The 17,586-nt window shown below is 71.1% G+C and carries 15 protein-coding genes and 2 pseudogenes; 8 read left to right on the top strand and 9 right to left on the bottom strand.

The genetic code is table 11. From position 1 onward, the window contains the following. Positions 1-152: 152 nt before the first annotated feature. Positions 153-770 (bottom strand): DUF4126 domain-containing protein, encoded by a 618-nt coding sequence (locus ACIA3K_RS26115; protein ID WP_396804298.1) that lies wholly within the window; start codon positions 768-770, stop codon positions 153-155. Positions 771-841: 71 nt separating this feature from the next. Between ACIA3K_RS26115 and nucS the strand changes: the two genes are divergently transcribed. Continuing rightward, the gene (gene nucS, locus ACIA3K_RS26110; RefSeq protein ID WP_355053613.1) at positions 842-1,501 is read left to right on the top strand and encodes an endonuclease NucS; all 660 of its coding nucleotides are present in this window, start codon (positions 842-844) and stop codon (positions 1,499-1,501) included. 6 nt (positions 1,502-1,507) lie between these two features. On the opposite strand, the gene ACIA3K_RS26105 is transcribed toward nucS, so the two are convergent. Both ACIA3K_RS26105 and ACIA3K_RS26100 read right to left on the bottom strand, forming a co-directional pair. Then, positions 1,508-2,167: a class I SAM-dependent methyltransferase gene (locus tag ACIA3K_RS26105; RefSeq protein WP_396804297.1), complete on the bottom strand. Its 660-nt coding sequence runs from the start codon at positions 2,165-2,167 to the stop codon at positions 1,508-1,510. Between the two features lie 79 nt (positions 2,168-2,246). Continuing rightward, positions 2,247-3,743, bottom strand: a complete 1,497-nt coding sequence (locus ACIA3K_RS26100) for an aldehyde dehydrogenase family protein (RefSeq protein WP_396804296.1) — start codon at positions 3,741-3,743, stop codon at positions 2,247-2,249. A gap of 255 nt (positions 3,744-3,998) precedes the next feature. On the opposite strand from ACIA3K_RS26100, the gene ACIA3K_RS26095 reads away from it, so the two are divergent. The 6 genes and pseudogenes from ACIA3K_RS26095 to ACIA3K_RS26070 all read left to right on the top strand — a co-directional run bounded on the left by ACIA3K_RS26095 (position 3,999) and on the right by ACIA3K_RS26070 (position 9,016). Beyond that, entirely contained in the window at positions 3,999-4,415 is a 417-nt protein-coding gene (locus tag ACIA3K_RS26095; RefSeq protein ID WP_396804295.1) for an FHA domain-containing protein, read from the top strand. Positions 4,416-4,509: 94 nt separating this feature from the next. Beyond that, complete coding sequence (locus tag ACIA3K_RS26090; protein WP_396804294.1) at positions 4,510-5,655, top strand: alpha/beta fold hydrolase; 1,146 nt, start codon at positions 4,510-4,512, stop codon at positions 5,653-5,655. Positions 5,656-5,774: 119 nt separating this feature from the next. Next, positions 5,775-6,716, top strand: a pseudogene (locus ACIA3K_RS26085) (3-hydroxyacyl-CoA dehydrogenase family protein); the annotation flags it as partial. A 111-nt stretch (positions 6,717-6,827) separates the two neighbouring features. Further along, a pseudogene (locus ACIA3K_RS26080) lies at positions 6,828-7,676 on the top strand (3-hydroxyacyl-CoA dehydrogenase family protein); the annotation flags it as partial. Positions 7,677-7,760: 84 nt separating this feature from the next. Beyond that, positions 7,761-8,084 carry a hypothetical protein gene (locus tag ACIA3K_RS26075; protein ID WP_355053606.1) on the top strand — a complete coding sequence of 108 codons (324 nt, stop codon included), beginning with the start codon at positions 7,761-7,763 and terminating at the stop codon, positions 8,082-8,084. Positions 8,085-8,218: 134 nt separating this feature from the next. After that, positions 8,219-9,016, top strand: a complete 798-nt coding sequence (locus ACIA3K_RS26070) for an alpha/beta hydrolase (RefSeq protein ID WP_396804293.1) — start codon at positions 8,219-8,221, stop codon at positions 9,014-9,016. Between the two features lie 70 nt (positions 9,017-9,086). Here ACIA3K_RS26070 and ACIA3K_RS26065 read toward each other — a convergent pair whose 3' ends face one another. The 3 genes from ACIA3K_RS26065 to ACIA3K_RS26055 form a co-directional block, all read right to left on the bottom strand. Further along, entirely contained in the window at positions 9,087-10,181 is a 1,095-nt protein-coding gene (locus tag ACIA3K_RS26065; RefSeq protein ID WP_396804292.1) for an AI-2E family transporter, read from the bottom strand. 113 nt (positions 10,182-10,294) lie between these two features. Next, positions 10,295-10,483: a DUF397 domain-containing protein gene (locus ACIA3K_RS26060; protein ID WP_396804291.1), complete on the bottom strand. Its 189-nt coding sequence runs from the start codon at positions 10,481-10,483 to the stop codon at positions 10,295-10,297. Then, positions 10,474-11,253: a helix-turn-helix domain-containing protein gene (locus tag ACIA3K_RS26055; protein ID WP_396804311.1), complete on the bottom strand. Its 780-nt coding sequence runs from the start codon at positions 11,251-11,253 to the stop codon at positions 10,474-10,476. The genes ACIA3K_RS26060 and ACIA3K_RS26055 overlap by 10 nt, the downstream gene beginning before the upstream one ends. A gap of 344 nt (positions 11,254-11,597) precedes the next feature. On the opposite strand from ACIA3K_RS26055, the gene ACIA3K_RS26050 reads away from it, so the two are divergent. Beyond that, a complete protein-coding gene (locus ACIA3K_RS26050; RefSeq protein ID WP_396804310.1) occupies positions 11,598-11,927 on the top strand; it encodes a hypothetical protein in 330 nt (109 codons plus the stop codon). A gap of 90 nt (positions 11,928-12,017) precedes the next feature. On the opposite strand, the gene ACIA3K_RS26045 is transcribed toward ACIA3K_RS26050, so the two are convergent. The 3 genes from ACIA3K_RS26045 to ccrA form a co-directional block, all read right to left on the bottom strand. Beyond that, positions 12,018-14,249, bottom strand: coding sequence for a hypothetical protein (locus ACIA3K_RS26045; RefSeq protein WP_396804290.1), 2,232 nt, complete (start codon positions 14,247-14,249; stop codon positions 12,018-12,020). 177 nt (positions 14,250-14,426) lie between these two features. Then, positions 14,427-15,692 carry a cell division protein DivIVA gene (locus ACIA3K_RS26040; protein WP_396804289.1) on the bottom strand — a complete coding sequence of 422 codons (1,266 nt, stop codon included), beginning with the start codon at positions 15,690-15,692 and terminating at the stop codon, positions 14,427-14,429. 286 nt (positions 15,693-15,978) lie between these two features. After that, positions 15,979-17,334 carry a crotonyl-CoA carboxylase/reductase gene (gene ccrA, locus ACIA3K_RS26035; protein ID WP_396804309.1) on the bottom strand — a complete coding sequence of 452 codons (1,356 nt, stop codon included), beginning with the start codon at positions 17,332-17,334 and terminating at the stop codon, positions 15,979-15,981. Positions 17,335-17,586 lie beyond the last annotated feature (252 nt).

Below are 17,586 nucleotides of genomic sequence, written 5' to 3'. Positions count from 1 at the left end.
GAGCAGCAGGCCACCGACCTCGTCGCCCACAACTGGAACAGCTAAGAAACCACCGATGGCCGGCACCCGACAACGGGTGCCGGCCATCGCCGTACCTTCAGATTGCCAACGCGCGGCCGGCGCGTCCTCCAGTGCGGAGGGCGCGCCGGGGGTCAGACGCGGAAGCCGGCGGCGCGGGCCGCCTCGCGTTCCCGGCGGCGATCGGAGCGTCGACGCAGGAACCAGTAGACGAAGACGACAAGACCCACCAGGAAGGCGAGTACGAGCACCGGCAGGATGACCGCGACCAGGGACATGACCACGCTCGTCGCGTCCTCGGCGGTGCTGGCCACCGGGGCGCCGAACCCGGCGGTGGTCGCGTTGATCACCGGGCGTGCGGCGGACTTGAGCAGGTGTACACCGAAGGCGAGGAGTACGCCGGTGGCGACCGGCACCCACTGGTGGCTGGAGAAGAAGCTCCCCGGGTCGCTGACGGTCACGGTCTCCGACGACGAGCCGGCCCCGAAGGCGAGGCCACCGGCGGTGGGCCGGACGACGGTCTGCACCACGTCGTTGACGTGGTCGACGACCGGCACCTTGTCCGCCACCATCTCGACGGCGAGCAGGACGGCAAGGATGACGATGACCCAGCCGTTGCCGAGCCACGTCCAGCCGCTGGGCAGGTCGATCAGGTTGGTGTAGCGGCCGAGTAGGCCGAGGACGAGCAGGGGTATGTAGGCATTCAGACCCGCCGAGGCGGCGAGGCCGGTGCCGGTGAGGACTTCGAACACGATCTCAGCATCGCACCGACGCGCCAGTGCCGCTCGGTGGCGGCTGCGGGGTGCTCGGCTACCCTCGTCGGGTGCGGTTGGTCATTGCGAAGTGCTCGGTGGACTACGTCGGACGGCTCTCGGCTCACCTGCCGCTGGCGACCCGGCTGTTGATGGTGAAGGCGGACGGGTCGGTGTCGATTCACGCCGACGATCGTGCGTACAAGCCGCTGAACTGGATGAGCCCGCCGTGCCGGCTGGAGGAGGCCCCCGGCGTGTGGCGGGTGGTCAACAAGGCCGGCGAGGAGTTGCGGATCACCCTGGAGGAGGTCTTCCAGGACACCTCGTACGAGCTGGGTGTGGATCCCGGCCTGCGCAAGGACGGGGTGGAGGCGCACCTGCAGGAGCTGCTGGCGGCCAACCCGACCGTGCTGGGCGAGGGGTTCACGTTGGTGCGCCGCGAGTACATGACGGCGATCGGCCCGGTGGACCTGCTGTGCCGGGACGCCAACTCCGGGGCCGTGGCCGTCGAGATCAAGCGGCGTGGCGAGATCGACGGCGTGGAGCAGTTGACCCGCTATCTCGAACTCATGAACCGTGACCCGCTGCTCAGCCCGGTCACCGGCGTGTTCGCCGCGCAGGAGATCAAGCCGCAGGCCCGGGTGCTCGCCGCCGACCGGGGCATCCGGTGCGTCGTCGTCAACTACGACCGGCTGCGTGGCATCGAGAAGGACGAGCTGACCCTCTTCTGACCCGGCTCACGACCCGGTCCGTACGGCGATCAACGACTTCGGTAGGCCGAAGATTCGCTCGACGAGCATTGTCGAGTCGGGAAAATAGTGGCGCATCTGCGAACGGTCCAGCAGTTCGGTCCAGAGCACCTGGTGGATGGCGGCCTCGTGGCTGCGGGTCGGTTTGTGCCCGAGGGGCCAACGGCGAGCGAGCGCCGTGCGCATCCGGATCGGCAGGAACTGCATCCCGGGTGCGATCCAGTGCGGCTCGATGGGGAAGTAGCGGTAGGGCGTCTGCACCCAGTGCCGATCGGCCAGTGAACGGGTTGCGGCGGCGAACCGCAGCCGGCGCTCGTGCCCGCCGACGTGTTCCAGCACGGAGTTGGAGAAGACCAGGTCGTAGGCGCCCTTGGCGACACGGGGTGGCAGGTCGCAGGCGTCGGCCTGCTCGACGTGGGCCCACTCGGGTACGGCGGCGGGCGGCTGTTCCAGGTTGACCACGGTGACGCGGGCCGGCCGGACGGTGGCGCGGTGCCAGGTGCCGAGCCGGCCGCCGAGGTCGACGACGTGCATGTCACCGATGTCGGGGAAGGTGCGCGCCAGCCACTCCGAACGACGACGCCGCTGCCGAGCGCTCCACGACTGGTCACTGTCGACAAGGCTGTGTCGCAATCGATTGTGGCCCATTTAACGCAATGTACCGCCGTGCGTACGACGTATAAACATGTGGATACGCCGATCGCGGCGCAGATCGGCTATCCGACACTCACCTGCCGTACATCACCTTGATGGCTTTGACGAGGCGTGCCACGTCGGTCGGGGTGCGGTCGAACGTCATCGACGGCAGCAGTGAGCGCGCCCGACGCCGGGTGATGGCCTTGGCGCGGGCGAACTCGCGGAGGCCGTCCTCGCCGTGGATCCGCCCGAAGCCGGAGTCGCCGACGCCGCCGAACGGCAGCGTGGACATCCCGGCGAAGGTCAGGGCGGAGTTGACCGAGGTCATCCCCGAGCGCAGGCGCCGCGCGATGCTCACGGCACGCTGCCGGCCGAAGACCGAACCCCCGAGGCCGTACGACACGGCGTTGGCGCGGGCCACGGCCTCGTCGGCGTCGCGGACCCGGCTGATGGTGACCGTCGGGCCGAAGGTCTCCTCGCGGACGGCGGCGGACTCCTCCGGTACGTCCACCAGCACGGTCGGGTGCACGTACGGTGGCTGCACCGCGTCGGGGCCGCCGACCAGGGCGCGACCACCGGAGCTGACGGCCGCCTCGATGTGGCGGCGGATCACGTCGATCTGGCCCGGCATGGTGATCGGGCCGATGTCGGCGCCGTCGGGGCCGACGGTCAGCCGGCCGGCGCGGGCGACGACCTTGTCGACGAAGGCGTCGAAGACCGTGTCGACGGCGTAGACGCGCTCGATGCCGATGCAGGTCTGGCCGGCGTTGGTCATGGCGCCCCAGACGCACGCCTCGGCGGCGGCGTCCAGGTCGGCGTCGCTGTCGACGATCATGGCGTCCTTGCCGCCGCCCTCGATCAGCACCGGCGTCAGCGTCTCGGCGCAGGCGGCCATCACCTTGCGGGCGGTCGCGGTCGAGCCGGTGAAGGCCACCTTGTCGACCCCGGAACGGCACAGCGCCGCGCCGACGTCGCCGAGCCCGTGTACGGCGGTGAACACCGGCTGCTCGGGCACCACCTCCGCGAACGTGTCCACCAGCCACTGGCCGACGACGGGTGTGTACTCGCTGGGCTTGAGCACGACGGCGTTGCCGGCGGCCAGGGCGTACGCGGCGGAGCCGAGCGGGGTGAGGACCGGGTAGTTCCACGGCCCGATCACACCCACCACGCCGTGCGGCTGGTATTCCAGGTGCGCGGAGAACTCGGCGAGGACGAGCCGGGACCGTACCCGGCGTGGGCCGAGCACGCGGCCCGCGTTGCGGGCGGCCCAGTCGACGTGTTCGATCGCGCTGGCGATCTCGACGATGGCGTCGGCGGCCGGTTTGCCGCCCTCGACGTGCATCAACTCGGCGAGCTGCTCGACGCGCTTGGCGAGCAGCGCGCGCCAGCGCAGCATCCGCTGGCGGCGGCCGCTGAAGCCCAGACCGGCCCACCACTCGGCGGCGGAACGCGCGCGCTCGACGGCCTGCCGTACGTCCGCCTCGGTGGCGGCCGGCAGGCGGCCGGCCTCGACGCCGGTGGCCGGACTGGTGGAGACCAGCTCGTGCGCCTCGATCAGAGGGGTGCCGGGGACATGCACAGCCGTCATGGCGGAAGTCTAGACCCGAAGATTACTCATCGGTAGGCCGCGATTTCGGGTGCCGGGGTGGGAGTCGCGTCCACTCGTCCACTCGTTGATCAGTGCAGGTCAGGTGCGCAGTGCCGAGGGGTGGCCGTCCGAATCGTCGAACGGCGGGTGACCGGGAGGTGACGAGGAGCTGACCGGCCGGTCGGTATTGACGATTACCGTCTGATGGCAGGCTGACGCGCGGAGTAACGGTGTGGGGTGGAGGGCTGACTGTCCATGGAGGAACATCCGGAACTGATGCCGTTGTTGACGGTCGCCGGTGGGCCGATGCGCGGAGCGAGCTTCCGCCTGCGGGCCGAGCCGCAGGTGATCGGTCGCGCGCCGACCGGTCACGTGGTGATCAGCGACCCGCACCTGAGTCGCCGGCACGCCGAGGTGTGGCTGGCCCCGGAGGGCGCGTCGCTGCGTGACCTGGGCTCGACCAACGGCACCTGGCTCAACGACCGCCGGATCACCGAGGTGGAGCGCCTGAGCGACGGCGACGTGATCCGACTCGGCCGCACCGAGCTGCGCCTGTTCGATCCGGGGGTCGCCCACACGGATCCGGTCGGGCTCAGCTTCGGGGTGTCCCGACGCGACATCCGACCGACGCTGCCACTGCCGTTGGCTTCGCCACCCGGCGTCCGCCGCTGACCCGGCCGGGGCGACCACCGGCCCTCGGCAACACTCCGGCGGTGCCGCGCGGTGGCTGTCCGACACCTGGACCCACGTGGACCGACGTGGCAGCATGCCGCGGATGGAGACCGAGCAGCGGTTCGTGACGGCGAACGGTATACGCCAGGCGGTGCGGGTGGCCGGTCCGCCGGACGGAACTCCGGTGCTGCTGGTCCACGGCAACTGCTCCTCCTCGCTGTTCTGGGAGCCGTTGATCCGACGGTTGCCACCGACGCTGCGGGTCGTCGCTCCCGACCTGCGCGGGTTCGGCGACTCGGCGACCGCTGGAGTGGACGCCACCCGGGGCCTGCGGGACTTCGCCGACGACGTCGCCGCCCTGCTGGACGACCCGACGCTCTTCCCGGGCGTCGACGACAGTGGCGTTGACAGCAGCGGCGTCGACGGCAGTGGCGCTGACAGCAGCGGCGTTGACACCGGTGGTGGGGTCCGACCGGTCGTGGTCGGGCACTCCCTCGGTGGGGGAGTCGCCATGCGGCTGCTGGTCGACCATCCACACCGGGTGGGGGCGCTACTGCTGGCCGCGCCCGTGTCGCCGTACGGCTTCGGTGGCACCCGCGACCTGAGCGGCACGCCGACCACGCCCGACTTCGCCGGTACCGGTGCTGGCACCGCCAACCGGGACTTCGTGGCCCGGCTCGCCGCGGGCGACCGGAGCATCGAGGGACCGGCCAGCCCGCGTCAGGTGCTGCGGGCGACCTACGTGGCCGATTCGGCCTCGCTCGGCGTCGACGAGGAGCTGCTGCTCGACAGTGTGCTGTCCACCGCGATCGGCGAGGACAACTACCCCGGCACGTCGGCGGAGTCGGAGAACTGGCCCGGCACCGTGCCCGGGAAGCGGGGCGTGCTGAACGCGCTCGCGCCGACCTGGTTCCGGCTCGCCGGCGAGCTGGTGGCCGTCGCCGAGAAGCCTCCGGTCACCTGGGTACGCGGCGACGCCGACGTGATCGTCTCGGACACGTCGCTGCTGGACCTGGCGTACCTCGGTTCGCTGGGTGTCGTACCCGGATGGCCGGGGGCGGAGGCCTGCCCGCCGCAACCGATGGTCGGCCAGACCCGGGCGGTGCTGGATCGGTACGCGGCGGCCGGCGGCGCGTACCGCGAGGTGGTGTTGCCCGGCTGCGGGCACAGCCCGCACCTGGAGCGCCCGGGGGAGTTCGTGGCGGAGCTGCTGGCGCTGACCGACGCGCGGGCCGGGTAGGGCCGCGTCGTGGGTGAAATATCCCACGGCGTCTCGACAAGCCTGCGGCACGTGGCAGACTCGCGCGCATACCTTAGCGGCCGTTCAGTGGCCGTGCGGAGTGTCTGGGGAGGCCGGTCGTGGCGCGCGAGTTCAGCACCGTCGGTGTCGTGGGGCTGGGCACCATGGGTGCCGGCATCGTCGAGGTCTTCGCCCGCAACGGCATCGACGTCGTCGCGGTCGAGATCACCGAGCCGGCGCTGGAGCGCGGTCGGGCCACCCTGAAGGGCTCCACCGACCGGGCGGTCGCCAAGGGCAAGCTCGCCGAGGCGGACCGCGACGCCCTGCACGAGCGGGTGCGCTTCGCGGTCGGGCTGGACGCGCTGCACTCGGTGGACCTGGTCATCGAGGCGGTGCCCGAGCACCTGGACCTCAAGCAGCGGATCTTCGCCGAGTTGGACCGGGTCTGCAAGCCGGAGGCCATCCTCGCCACCAACACCTCGTCGCTGAGCGTCACCGAGATCTCGGTGGCCACCAGCCGGCCCAACCAGGTGATCGGCATCCACTTCTTCAACCCGGCCCCGGTGATGAAGCTGGTCGAGGTGGTCCGCACGGTCGTCACCGCGCCCGAGGTCGTGGCCGACGTCGAGGCGCTGTGCGCCCGGCTCGGCAAGGTCGACGTCACCATCAACGACCGGGCCGGCTTCATCGCCAACGCGCTGCTCTTCGGCTACCTCAACCACGCGGTCGCGATGTTCGAGTCGCACTACGCGACCCGGGAGGACATCGACGCCGCGATGAAGCTCGGCTGCGGCCTACCGATGGGCCCACTGGCGCTGATGGACCTCATCGGCCTGGACACCGCGTACGAGATCCTGGACACCATGTACCGGCGGGGCGGCCGGGACCGCCGACACGCCCCGGTGCCGCTGCTCAAGCAGATGGTCACGGCGGGGCTGCTGGGCCGCAAGTCCGGTCGGGGTTTCTACACCTACGAGCGGCCCGGTTCGCCGAAGGTCGTACCCGATGGAACGACGCCGCCGGCGGCGGACGCCGCGCTCGCCGACGGCGCGCGCGCCATCTACGCCGAGGTCGGCATCGGGAGCGCGAGGAGTGAGCTTGCGAGCCCCGCAGTCGTGACCAAGGTCGGCATCGGGAGCGCGAGGAGTGAGCTTGCGAGCCCCGCAGTCGTGACCAAGGTCGGCATTGTCGGCTCGGGAACGATGGCCACCGGGATCGTCGAGGTGTTCGCCAGGGCCGGGTACGAGGTCGTCTCGGTGACCCGGGGCGCGGAGAAGTCCGCGTCGGTCTGCGAGGCGGTGAAGACGTCGCTGAACAAGGGCGTCGTCCGGGGCAAGCTCGCCGAGGCCGACCGGGACGCCGCGCTCGGTCGGATCACCTGGACGGCCACCCTCGACCACCTCGCCGACGTCGACCTGGTCGTCGAGGCGGTCGTCGAGGAGTTGAGCGTCAAGAAGGCGCTCTTCGCCAGCCTCGACGAGATCTGCAAGCCGGGCGTGGTGCTGGCCACCACCACCTCGTCCCTGCCGGTGATCGACGTGGCGATGGCCACCCAGCGGCCGGCCGACGTGGTGGGCCTGCACTTCTTCAACCCGGCGCCGGTCATGCCGCTGGTCGAGGTGGTCCGGACCATCCGCACCTCACCGGAGACCACCGCGACCGCGCGGGCCGTCTGCGCGGCGCTCGGCAAGACCGGCGTGGTCTGCGGGGACCGGTCCGGGTTCATCGTCAACGCGCTGCTCTTCCCGTACCTGAACGACGCGGTCAAGATGCTGGAGGCCAGCTACTCCACGGCCGACGACATCGACCACGCCATGAAGCTGGGCTGCGGCTACCCGATGGGCCCGTTCGAGCTGCTCGACGTGGTCGGGCTGGACGTCTCGCTGGCGATCCAGCGGGAGCTGTACCTGGAGCTGCGCGAGCCGGGCTTCGCGCCCGCGCCGCTGCTGGAGCACCTGGTCACCGCCGGCTACCTGGGTCGCAAGACCCGTCGCGGCTTCCGCGACCACTCGCACCGCTGACCGCGTCAACGCCGGGCCGTTCCGGCCAACGACCTGGTGACCACCCGGATCGTCCCGCCCGGGGCGACCGTACGCTTGGTGACTGTGAGCCCCCGTCGCAACCGCCCCCGCCGGGACGAGAACGCCAACCTGGACGCCGACCGGGCCCGCCAGGGTGTCGCCTCGGTGCAGCAGTGGACCGACGGCGCCTGGCAGGTACGCGGGATCGGGGCGGGCGCGTCGGTCAAGACGTACCGCTGTCCGGGGTGTGACCAGGAGATCCGGCCCGGGGTGGCGCACCTGGTGGCCTGGCCGGCCGACGGGCTGGGTGACCTGACCGACCGCCGCCACTGGCACAGCGGCTGCTGGCGCGCCCGGGAGCGGCGTGGCCCGTCGGTGCAGCGCGGCCGGGGAGCGCCGCGCTACTGAGCGACCGGGCCGGGGCGCCTCGCGCCACGGCTCAGCGACCCGGCCGGGGCGCCTCGCGTCACGGCTCAGCGATCTGGATCACGCTGTTCGTGCCTGGGCGGGCGGCGACGCCGACTTCGCGACAGACTGGGGCGGTGAGCACAGCGATCCGCGCGTCGTCGATCCTGCCCGGCCGGCGGGAGGACATCGAGCTGCACACCGCCGACGGGCTGCGGCTGGTCGGCGAGCTGGCCCTGCCGGCCGATCGGCCCCCGGTGGCCACCCTGGTCTGCCTGCACCCGCTGCCCACGCACGGCGGGATGATGGACAGCCACGTGTTCCGCAAGGCGGCCTGGCGGCTGCCGGCGCTGGCCGACCTGGCCGTGCTGCGGTTCAACACCCGGGGCACCAGCAGCGTGCGCGGCACCAGCGAGGGCGCGTTCGACGGCGCGGTGGGCGAGCGGTACGACGTGGCCGCCGCCATCGAGTACGCGGAGTTCGCCGAACTGCCCAACATCTGGCTGGTCGGGTGGTCGTTCGGCACCGACCTGGCCCTCAAGTACGGCTGCGACCCGGCCGTGGCGGGAGCGATCCTGCTCTCCCCGCCGCTGCGCTTCTCGACGCCGGACGACCTGGCGACCTGGACCACGTCCGGTCGGCCGCTGGTGGCGCTGGTGCCCGAGTTCGACGACTACCTGCGTCCGGCCGAGGCGCGGGAGCGGTTCGCGGCGGTGCCGCAGGCCGAGGTGGTCGGGGTGCCCGGCGCGAAGCACCTCTGGGTGGGCGACGCGGAGACGGTGCTCGACGAGATCGTCAAGCGGGTCAACCCCGGGGTCGACGTGCCCCTGCCGACGACCTGGGACGGGCCGATGGAGACCGGCGACGTCAGCGCGTACGCCGACCGGACGGTGGCCGCCTTCGCCGACACGCCCGTACCCCGCCCGGCCGACTGACCCCGCGCAGTTCCGCTCACGGCGGCGTCACGTTCCGCTCCTGGCGGCGTCCGTTTCGCTCACGGCGGCGTCAGTTGCGCTCCTGGCGGGGGAGCACCACCTCACGCAGGATCAGTTGCAGCGCGGCCACCGTGGGGATGGCGATCAGCGCGCCCACCACGCCCAGCAGCGCCACGCCGAGCAGCGCCGCCAGCAGGGCGGCGACCTCGTTGACCTCGACCGAGCGCCGCATCACCTTCGGGTAGATCAGGTAGTTCTCGACCTGCTGGTAGATGAGGAAGAACACCGCGCAGGCGATGCCGGTGGGCAGGTCGGCGGCGAAGCCGACCAGGCTCACGATGACCGCGCCCAGGGTCGCGCCGATCTGCGGGATCAGATCGGTGACGGCGACGACCACGGCCAGCGCGAACGGGTACGGCAGGCCGACGATCAGCGCGAAGACGAACGTGGTCGCACCGGCCAGGACCGCGATGCTCAACGCGCCGACCATGTACGCGCCCACCTTGGTGAGGATCGCATCGCCGATCAACGCCGCTCGCTCACGACGCGACCGGGGAACCAACGCGTAGCCCAGGGAACGCAGCTTGTCGAAGTAGGCCAGGAAGTAGATGGTCAGCACGAGCACGGTCAGTGTCCGGAACACCGTGCCGAAGATCAGTTGAGCGCCACCGAGGACCCCGCCGAGGGCCCGGCCGATGGTGTCGGCGTTGGCCGCGCCCTGCACCCGCTCGACCACGTCGTACCGCTCCACCAGGTCGTTGACCGTGGGATTGCGACGCAACTCGTCGAGCAGGCTCGGAATCTGGTCGATGAACTGCCCGGACTGCGTCACGATCGGCGGAACCAGCGCCACGATGCCGCCGCAGAGCAGCAGCACCACGGTCAGCGCCACCACCGCCACGGCCAGGCCGTGGGGCACACCCCAGGTGCGCAGGCGCACCACCGCCGGGTTGAGGCCCACCGCCAGGAAGAGCGCGATCACCACCAGCACCAGAATGCCGCCGGCATTCCGGATCCCCAGATAGAGGGTGTACGCCAGCAGCACGCCCAGCGCGCCGGTGAAGCCGACCAGGAAACTGCTGCGCCGCAGCGGACGCCCCGGCGTGCCGAACTTCCCCGACGGGACCGCCGGAGGCTCGTCCGGGTCGAATCCCGGAGCCGGCACCGGGACCGGCGGAGGCGTCCCAGGCTCCGCCGGAGGCTGGGCTGAAGAGGACTCGGGGGTCACGTCCGGGTCGTCGCCGGACGGGTCACGCTGCGGCACCAGGGACCTCCGGCTCAGGCGGTGGGACGACGGGTCGCCGCCACGAACGCCCGCCACGCGGCCGCCGCGAAGACCAGCACCGTGCCGGACGGGTCCTTGCTGTCCCGCACCCCCACCACCCCGGGCAGGTTGTCCGCCACCTCGACACACTCGCCGTTGCCGCTACGGCTGGACGTGCGCCAGAGCGCGCCGATCAGGTCCATGAGGTCACAACTTCCTTCATCAGTTCGATCGACTGGCGGCGGGACAACGCACTGTTTCTGATCATCTCCCAACGCGCCAGCAGCGTAGCCACCTCATGTTCGCCATCGACCACGAGACCGTCAATCTGGTGCTCCATGTGCCCCACCCAACCACCATCGGCACCGCGAGCCAGGTTGAACGGTCCGGAGAGGCCGACGTGCAGTCCGGCGTCGGCCGGAATGACGTGCAGGCTGACGTGTGGTCGCTCCGGGCTGGCGACGAGGTGAGTGAGCTGCTCGACCATCAAACCGCGGATCTCCTCCCCGGCACGCCGCAGCACCAACTCGTCCACCACCGCCACGAACTGCGGCGGATCGGGTTGCATCAGCAGCGACTGGCGGTCCAGGCGGGCGTGGACTCGGCGTTCCACCTCGTCGTCGCTGAGCAGGTCGTCGCAACGGATCACGGCGCGGGCGTAGTTCTCGGTCTGCAGCAGCCCCGGGATCAGCGTGGGTTGGAAGCACCGCAGCTGGCGAGCGCTTCGCTCGGCATCCAGCCACGGACGGAACCAGCTCGGCTGACCGTCCCGCTCGGCGAGCTTGAGCAGATGGACGAGGAGGCCGTCGGTGGTCAGCACCTCGTCGGCGCGGGCCAGGAACAGCCGGTCCAGGGGTCGTTGGCCCAGCTCCAGCGCCGACACCATGGAGCCGGAATAGTGGACCAGCCGGCCGAAATCCTCCTGGCTCAGCCCGGCGGCGGTCCGCAGCCGGCGCAACTGCGCGCGGATCATGTCGGCTGTCGGCGCGGTGTCGCCTTCCACAGTGCCTCCGCAGGTCGAGGGTCAATTCCACCGACCGTCCCGGCACGCCACACCGTCGACACAGTGCCGCCGCCGAACACGGTGATGCCTTCCGAACGTAGTGGTCTGATCAGCAGACTGTCACGTACCGGATCGCGCGGCTGTCGTCGTCCTGGGCCCTGTCGCCGGCGGCGCAACCGCTTCCAGTCGAGGAGGTACCCATGCCCGGTTCTCGCTGTGCCGGTGGCGCGCTGCCCGTAACCGCAGCGTCCCGGTCGAGATGCACGCCGTCGGGCTCTGGATCGGGTGACCGGGGCCGTACACCGGTATCGGGACTGCCTCAGCCGCGACTTGGGCCGTACCCCGCGTTTCCCAGACCCTGCGGTGCGCGGACGCCGCACACTCCGCTGCGACCCATGTGGTGCTGCCGGGCCGACGGTCGACCGTGGCCCTGTGCGGACGCCCGGCTGCTGCTCAAGGCGGAGTTCGACGGAGACCCTGCCGCGCTGACCATCTACCTGGCCGGGCTCTACCACGAGGCAGCGCACGACCTCTACCAGCTCAATCCCTACGACGGGCCGACGCCCAGAGAGTTGTTCGAACGTTTCGTGGCATGGGTACCGTTCCGCCGTCCGATCATCGATCTACCCCCGGACGTCAGCTAGGCCCTGCCGTACCCGTGCAGATCTCGGACAATTTCCGTCCCGAGCCAACGGAAATTGTCCAAGATCTCGATGCTCGGTGCGGGCGTGCCGTCAGTCCTTCTCCAGGGTGACCTTGCTGGGCTTGGCGCTGCGCTCGTCGGTGGTCGGCTTGGTGGGCCGCTTGCCGTTCTCACCCGTACTGGTGATCTTGGTCGGCTTGGCGCCCCGGCCACCCTCGCCCGGAACAGCGGCCACCGTCGGCTCGCCGTCCACCCCGGCGCTGGCCGTGCCGCCGTCGACAGTCGTCACCGGCTCGGCCACCGGTCGAGTGCCGGCCTCGTCGGCGCTGGCGTTCGCCGGCTGCCGGACGTCGGCGGGCGCGGCCTTGAGGCCACCCGCCGAATCGCCACCGCCAGCACCGTCACCCGCCGCTCCGCTACCGGTCGTACCGTCACCGGCGGTGGCGTCGTCACTGTCGCCCGGCTCGCTGCCCCCGATGGCCGTCACGGTCGCGGCCCCGGCCGGCACGGCGGAGCCGTCGCCGTCGCCCGGACCGGTCCCGCTGCCCGCCGTCACGGTCGCGGCACTGCCGTTGGCCGTCACGGTCGCGGCACTGCCGTTGGCCGCCACGGTCGCGGCACTGGCCGGCGCGTCGGGGCGGTCGCCGGTCGCCGGCGCCGTCGGACCGTCGACCGGGCCGGTGATGGTACGCAGCCGCAGCTCGGCCATCTGGCGCTCGATCTCGTCGGACTCCTGCCGGGCCTTCCAGGTCTCCTGCCGCAGGTCGGCGAGCTGCTGCTGGGCCTGCGCGATCTCCAACATCACCTGAGCGAGCTGCTGCCGACCCGCCGCCGCCTCCTGCTGCGTCGCCGCCAGGTGCTGCTGCGTGGTCGCGAGATGTTGCTGGGTGGTGGCCGCGTACTCCTCGAACTGGCGGCGCGAGGCCGCGACGTGCTCGTCGGCCTTGCGTCGCTTGTCGCCCGCCTCGGTCTCGGCGCGGCTCAGCATCTCGGCGGCCTCGGTCTCGGCGCGCTGGCGCAGGGTCGCGGCGTCCGCCTCGGCCGCCTGGCGGATGGCGTCCGCGCCCTGCTCGATCTCGTTCTTACGGGTGGTGTACTCGGTCTCCAGCTCGTCGCGGCGCCCGGTGTAGGAGGTCTCCAGCTCGTCGCGGCGTGCGGTCCAGCCCGACTCCAGCTCCTGCTGGCGGGACTCGTGCTGCTTGTCCAGCTCGTCGCGGCGCTTGGCGAACTCCTGCTCGGCGGTGGACCGGCGCTGGGCCAGCTCCCGATCGGCCGCCTCGCGCCGGGAGTTGACCTCCTGCTCCACGCCTGCCCGCCAGGCGCCGAGCTCCTGCTGCGTCTGCGCCCGGGACTGCTGCACGTACGCCTCGGTCTCGCCGCGCATGCGCTGCACGTACGCCTCGGTCTCCGCCCGGCTGCGCTTGGACGCCTCGGACGCCTGCGTGGTGAGCCGCTCCGCCTCCTGCTGGGCCTTGGCCCGGGTGGCCCGGCCGGCCATCGACGCGTCGTCGATGATCTGCTTGGCCTCCTGCTGGGCCTTGGCGTGGGTCGCCCGGCCCGCCTCGGTGGCGGTGTCGGTGAGCCGCTTGGCCTCCTGCTGGGCCTTGACGTGCACTTCCTTGGCCGCCTCGCGCAGCTCCGCCGCCTCCTGGCGGGCGGTGGCCAGCGCCTCGCGGGCCTCCTCGCGCAGCTTGGTGGCCTCCTGCTGGGCCCGGGTGTGGATCTCCTTGGCGGCGTCCCGCAGCTGGGTGGCCTCCTGCTGGGCCTTGGCCAGCTCGTCCTGCGCCGCCTTGCGCAGCTTTGCCGACTCGTCCTTGGCCGAGCGCAGGGTCGCGTCCGCCTCGGCGCGGCGGGAGGCGCTGTGTCGCTCCTCCTCCTGGCGCCGGGCGGCGAGAGCGATCTCGAAGTCCTTCAATGCCCGGGCGGCCTGCTCGCGGGCTTCCTCGATGATGTGCTCGGCGGCGGCCCGGCGGGCGTCGATCTCCTCGTTGGCAGCGGACAGGATCTGCTCGGCCTGCTCCTCGGCGAGGGTGAGGATCGACTCGACCCGGGGACCCAGATGCCGGAAGGAAGCCCGGTCGACCACGTTCATCTGCTTGCGGACCTGGGTCAGATCCCGCTGCAGCACCTCGACCTGGCCGGCGAGCTTGTGGATCTGTGTATAGGCCTGTTCCCGTTCGGCGGCGAGAGTCGCGATCTCGTGCTCGGCACGTGCGACGTACCGGTCAACCTGCTTCTTCTCGTACCCCCGCAGAGCGGACTCGAAGCTGGGCTCCGTGGTCACGTCCCCGCCGAGGGCGAACAGTTCCTCGCCGTGCGACATGCCCCCATCCTCACACGCATCGCCCGCGGCTGGGGCGATACGGACGCCGCTTGTGGGACCTACTTCACTCCGTGGCGAGGGCACCACACCAAGGGTTGGGAAACGCACACGGCGCGAGGTCACACCGGTTACCCGGTGTCACCTCGCGCCGTCGATGCCCCAACCTGACGCCTCGCGTCAGCCGGCGGTCTCCGCGGTGACCCGCTCCTGAGCGCCGTCGGTCTTCTTCGTCTCGGACTTCGCCGCCGCGGCGGGCGGCGACGAGGGAACGCCGGGCACGATGCCGGCGAGCCCGGAGAGCATCTGCCCGAGCTGCGAGGTGACCGCGTCCTTCTGCCGGGTGAGGTCGTCGACCTCGCGGCGGGCGGCCTGCGTGGTCAGCTCGGCCTCGGTGCGGGCCTCGCTGAGCAGGCGCTGCGACTCGGCCTTGGCCTCGTTGAGCGTCTTGTCGGAGAGCGCCTTGGCCTTGTCGATCGTCTCGTTGGCGTGGCGCTCGGACTCGACCCGGCGGGCCTCGGCGCGCTGCTCGATCTCCTTGGCGCGCTCCTGGGCGCCGCGGGCGCGCTGCTCGGCCTCGCTGACCATCTTCTGGGTCTGCGCCACCTGGGCGGCGTGCCGCTCGGACTCCTCGCGCTCGGCCTTCTCGCGCCGCTCGGCGAGTTGCAGCTCCAGAGCCTGGAGGTCCTTGTCGCGCTTGTCGCGCGCGTCGGTCAGCAGCTTGGTGGCCTCGGCGCGCTTCTCCTCGGCCTCGCGGGCGGCCTTCGAGCGGTGCTGGGTGATCTCGCGCTCGGCGGTGGCACGCAGGGTGGCCACCTCCCGCTCCACGGTCGACTTCAGCTCGGCCACCTCGTGTGCCGTGACCGTCCGCAGCTGCTTGGTCTCGCGGTCCGCGTCGGCGCGCAGCGTGTCGGCCTCGCGGCGGGCCTGCACCCGGACCTCGGCGGCCTCGCGCTCGGCGGCGGTACGCAGGTTGCCCGCCTCGCGTTCCGCGGTGGCCTTCATCGCGGCGGCCTCGGCGCGGGCCTTGTCCGTGATCTCCCGCGCCTCGAGGCGGGCGGCGGAGAGGATGCCCTCCGACTCGCGCTTGGCCTCGTTGCGGTGGTCGTTGGCCTGCTCCTCGGCGAGCCGGAGGATCTGCTCGACACGGGTGCCGAGCCCGGAGAGGGTGGGCCGGCTGTTCTCTTCGAGCTGCTTGTTGGTGTCGGTGAGCTTCTGCTCCAGCGCACTCATGCGCTGCTCGGCCTGGCGGAGGCGACGCTGGGCGTCGTTCATCCGCTGCTCGGCCTCGGCACGGGCCTGCTCGGACTGGGTCAGCGCGGCGGTCATCCGGCCGATGAAGTCATCGACCTGGTGAGTGTTGTATCCGCGCAGGCCAACGGTGAAATCTGGCTGCGAGTTCGCGTTATCGAAGAACGCGAGAGGGGAGGACTGCTGCTGGGGCATTGGGACATACTGGCAGACGCCCCAGGGTGCTTCGCAAGAGCGGTGCGAAGCTTTCGTCTCCTCTTTACATGGTCAACTGCCCTGGCCTCCGAGGTCGGACCAATCGGCGATCTTGGCAGGTCCCGGGCCGGACGGACGCCACGCAGCGTGACGCGAAAAAGGGCCACGGGGTGTCTCCCGTGGCCCTTTGTTCGACCCGGATGGGTTCGGGCTAATGGGGTTGGAAGAACAATGGCCGATCACCGCATTGGCCATCGGGTGCTCATCCGTCCGGCCGGTGTCCCGCTCAGTGCCCCCGGAACCGGTTGATCGCCGCTTCGTGCCGGGCCCGCAGCTCCCCGTCCCGGACACCCAGCCCGTCCGACGGCGCGAGGCAGCGCACGCCGACCTTGCCCTGGTGCGCGTTGCGGTGCACCTCGTACGCGGCCTGACCGGTCTGCTCAAGGGAGTAGGTGCGGGACACCGTCGGGTGCACCTTGCCGAGCGCGACCAGCCGGTTGGCCTGCCACGCCTCGCGGTAGTTGGCGAAGTGGCTGCCCACGATCCGCTTGAGATGCATCCAGAGGTAGCGGTTGTCGTACTGGTGCTGGAAGCCGCTCGTGGACGCGCAGGTGACGATGGTGCCTCCGCGCCGGGCCACGTAGACGCTCGCGCCGAACGTCTCCCGACCGGGGTGCTCGAAGACGATGTCCGGGTCCTCTCCGCCGGTGAGTTCGCGGATCCGCTCGCCGAACCGCCGCCACTCGTCCGGGTCCTGGGTCTGGTCGTCCTTCCAGAACCGGAAGCCCTCGGCGGCCCGGTCGATGACCAGCTCCGCGCCCATGCTGCGGCACAGCTCGGCCTTCTCGGGCGAGGAGACGACGCAGACCGGGATCGCGCCGCCGTTGAGGGCCATCTGGGTGGCGTACCCGCCGAGGCCACCGGACGCGCCCCAGATCAGCACGACGTCGCCCTGCTTCATGTTGGCGCCGTGGTGGGAGACCAACTGCCGGTACGCGGTCGAGTTGACCAGCCCCGGGCTGGCGGCCTCCTCCCAGGTGAGGTGGCGCGGCTTGGGCATGAGCTGGTTGGCCTTGACCACGGCGAGCTCGGCCAGCCCGCCGAAGTTGGTCTCGAATCCCCAGATCCGCTGCTGCGGGTCGAGCATCGTGTCGTCGTGCCCGGCGGCGTCCTCCAGCTCGACCGAGAGGCAGTGCGCGACGACCTCGTCACCGGCCACCCACCGGGTGACCCCGGGACCGGTACGCAGCACCACGCCGGCCGCGTCCGAACCGACCACGTGGTACGGCAGGTCGTGCCGGCGGGTCAGCTCGGAGACCCGGCCGTAGCGCTCGAGGAACCGGAACGTGGACACGGGTTCGAAGATGCTGGTCCACACCGTGTTGTAGTTGATCGCGCTGGCCATCACGGCGATCAGCGCCTCGCCCGGTCCGAGTTCCGGCGTCGGCACCTCCTGCACGTGCAGCGCCTTGCGGGGGTCCTTGTCCCGGGTGGACATGCCGTCGAACATCCGGGACTCCTCGGCGCGGACGACCACGCCCCGGTAACTCTCCGGGACGGGAAGTCCGGCGACGCCGGCCAGTTCCCGGTCCGGGTCGTTCGATTCCTCCGCCGCCATGATCGCTTCGAGGATGTTCTGCACGGTGACCTCCGGTTCGTCCCACACCCGCGCGGGGCCCGGGTGCTGCCATCGTCGGCGCCGGTGGGACGCGACCGCCATGTCGGCATTCGACACATCCGGCACCGGCCGCGCTCCTGTGGGCCGGGACGTTACTGAACGGTAGCTAAAGCCGGAAGTCCTCTGTGAAAAACTGCATCCGCCGATGCGTGAAGGTGCCCGACCAGCGCGGAAACCGCGCACAAACCCTCGCAGCGCCCCCGGTGATCAAGAGGT

Source organism: Micromonospora sp. NPDC051543 (assembly GCF_044454415.1).
Taxonomy (GTDB): Bacteria; Actinomycetota; Actinomycetes; order Mycobacteriales; family Micromonosporaceae; genus Micromonospora.
This window is presented reverse-complemented; position numbering and strand designations above follow the sequence as displayed.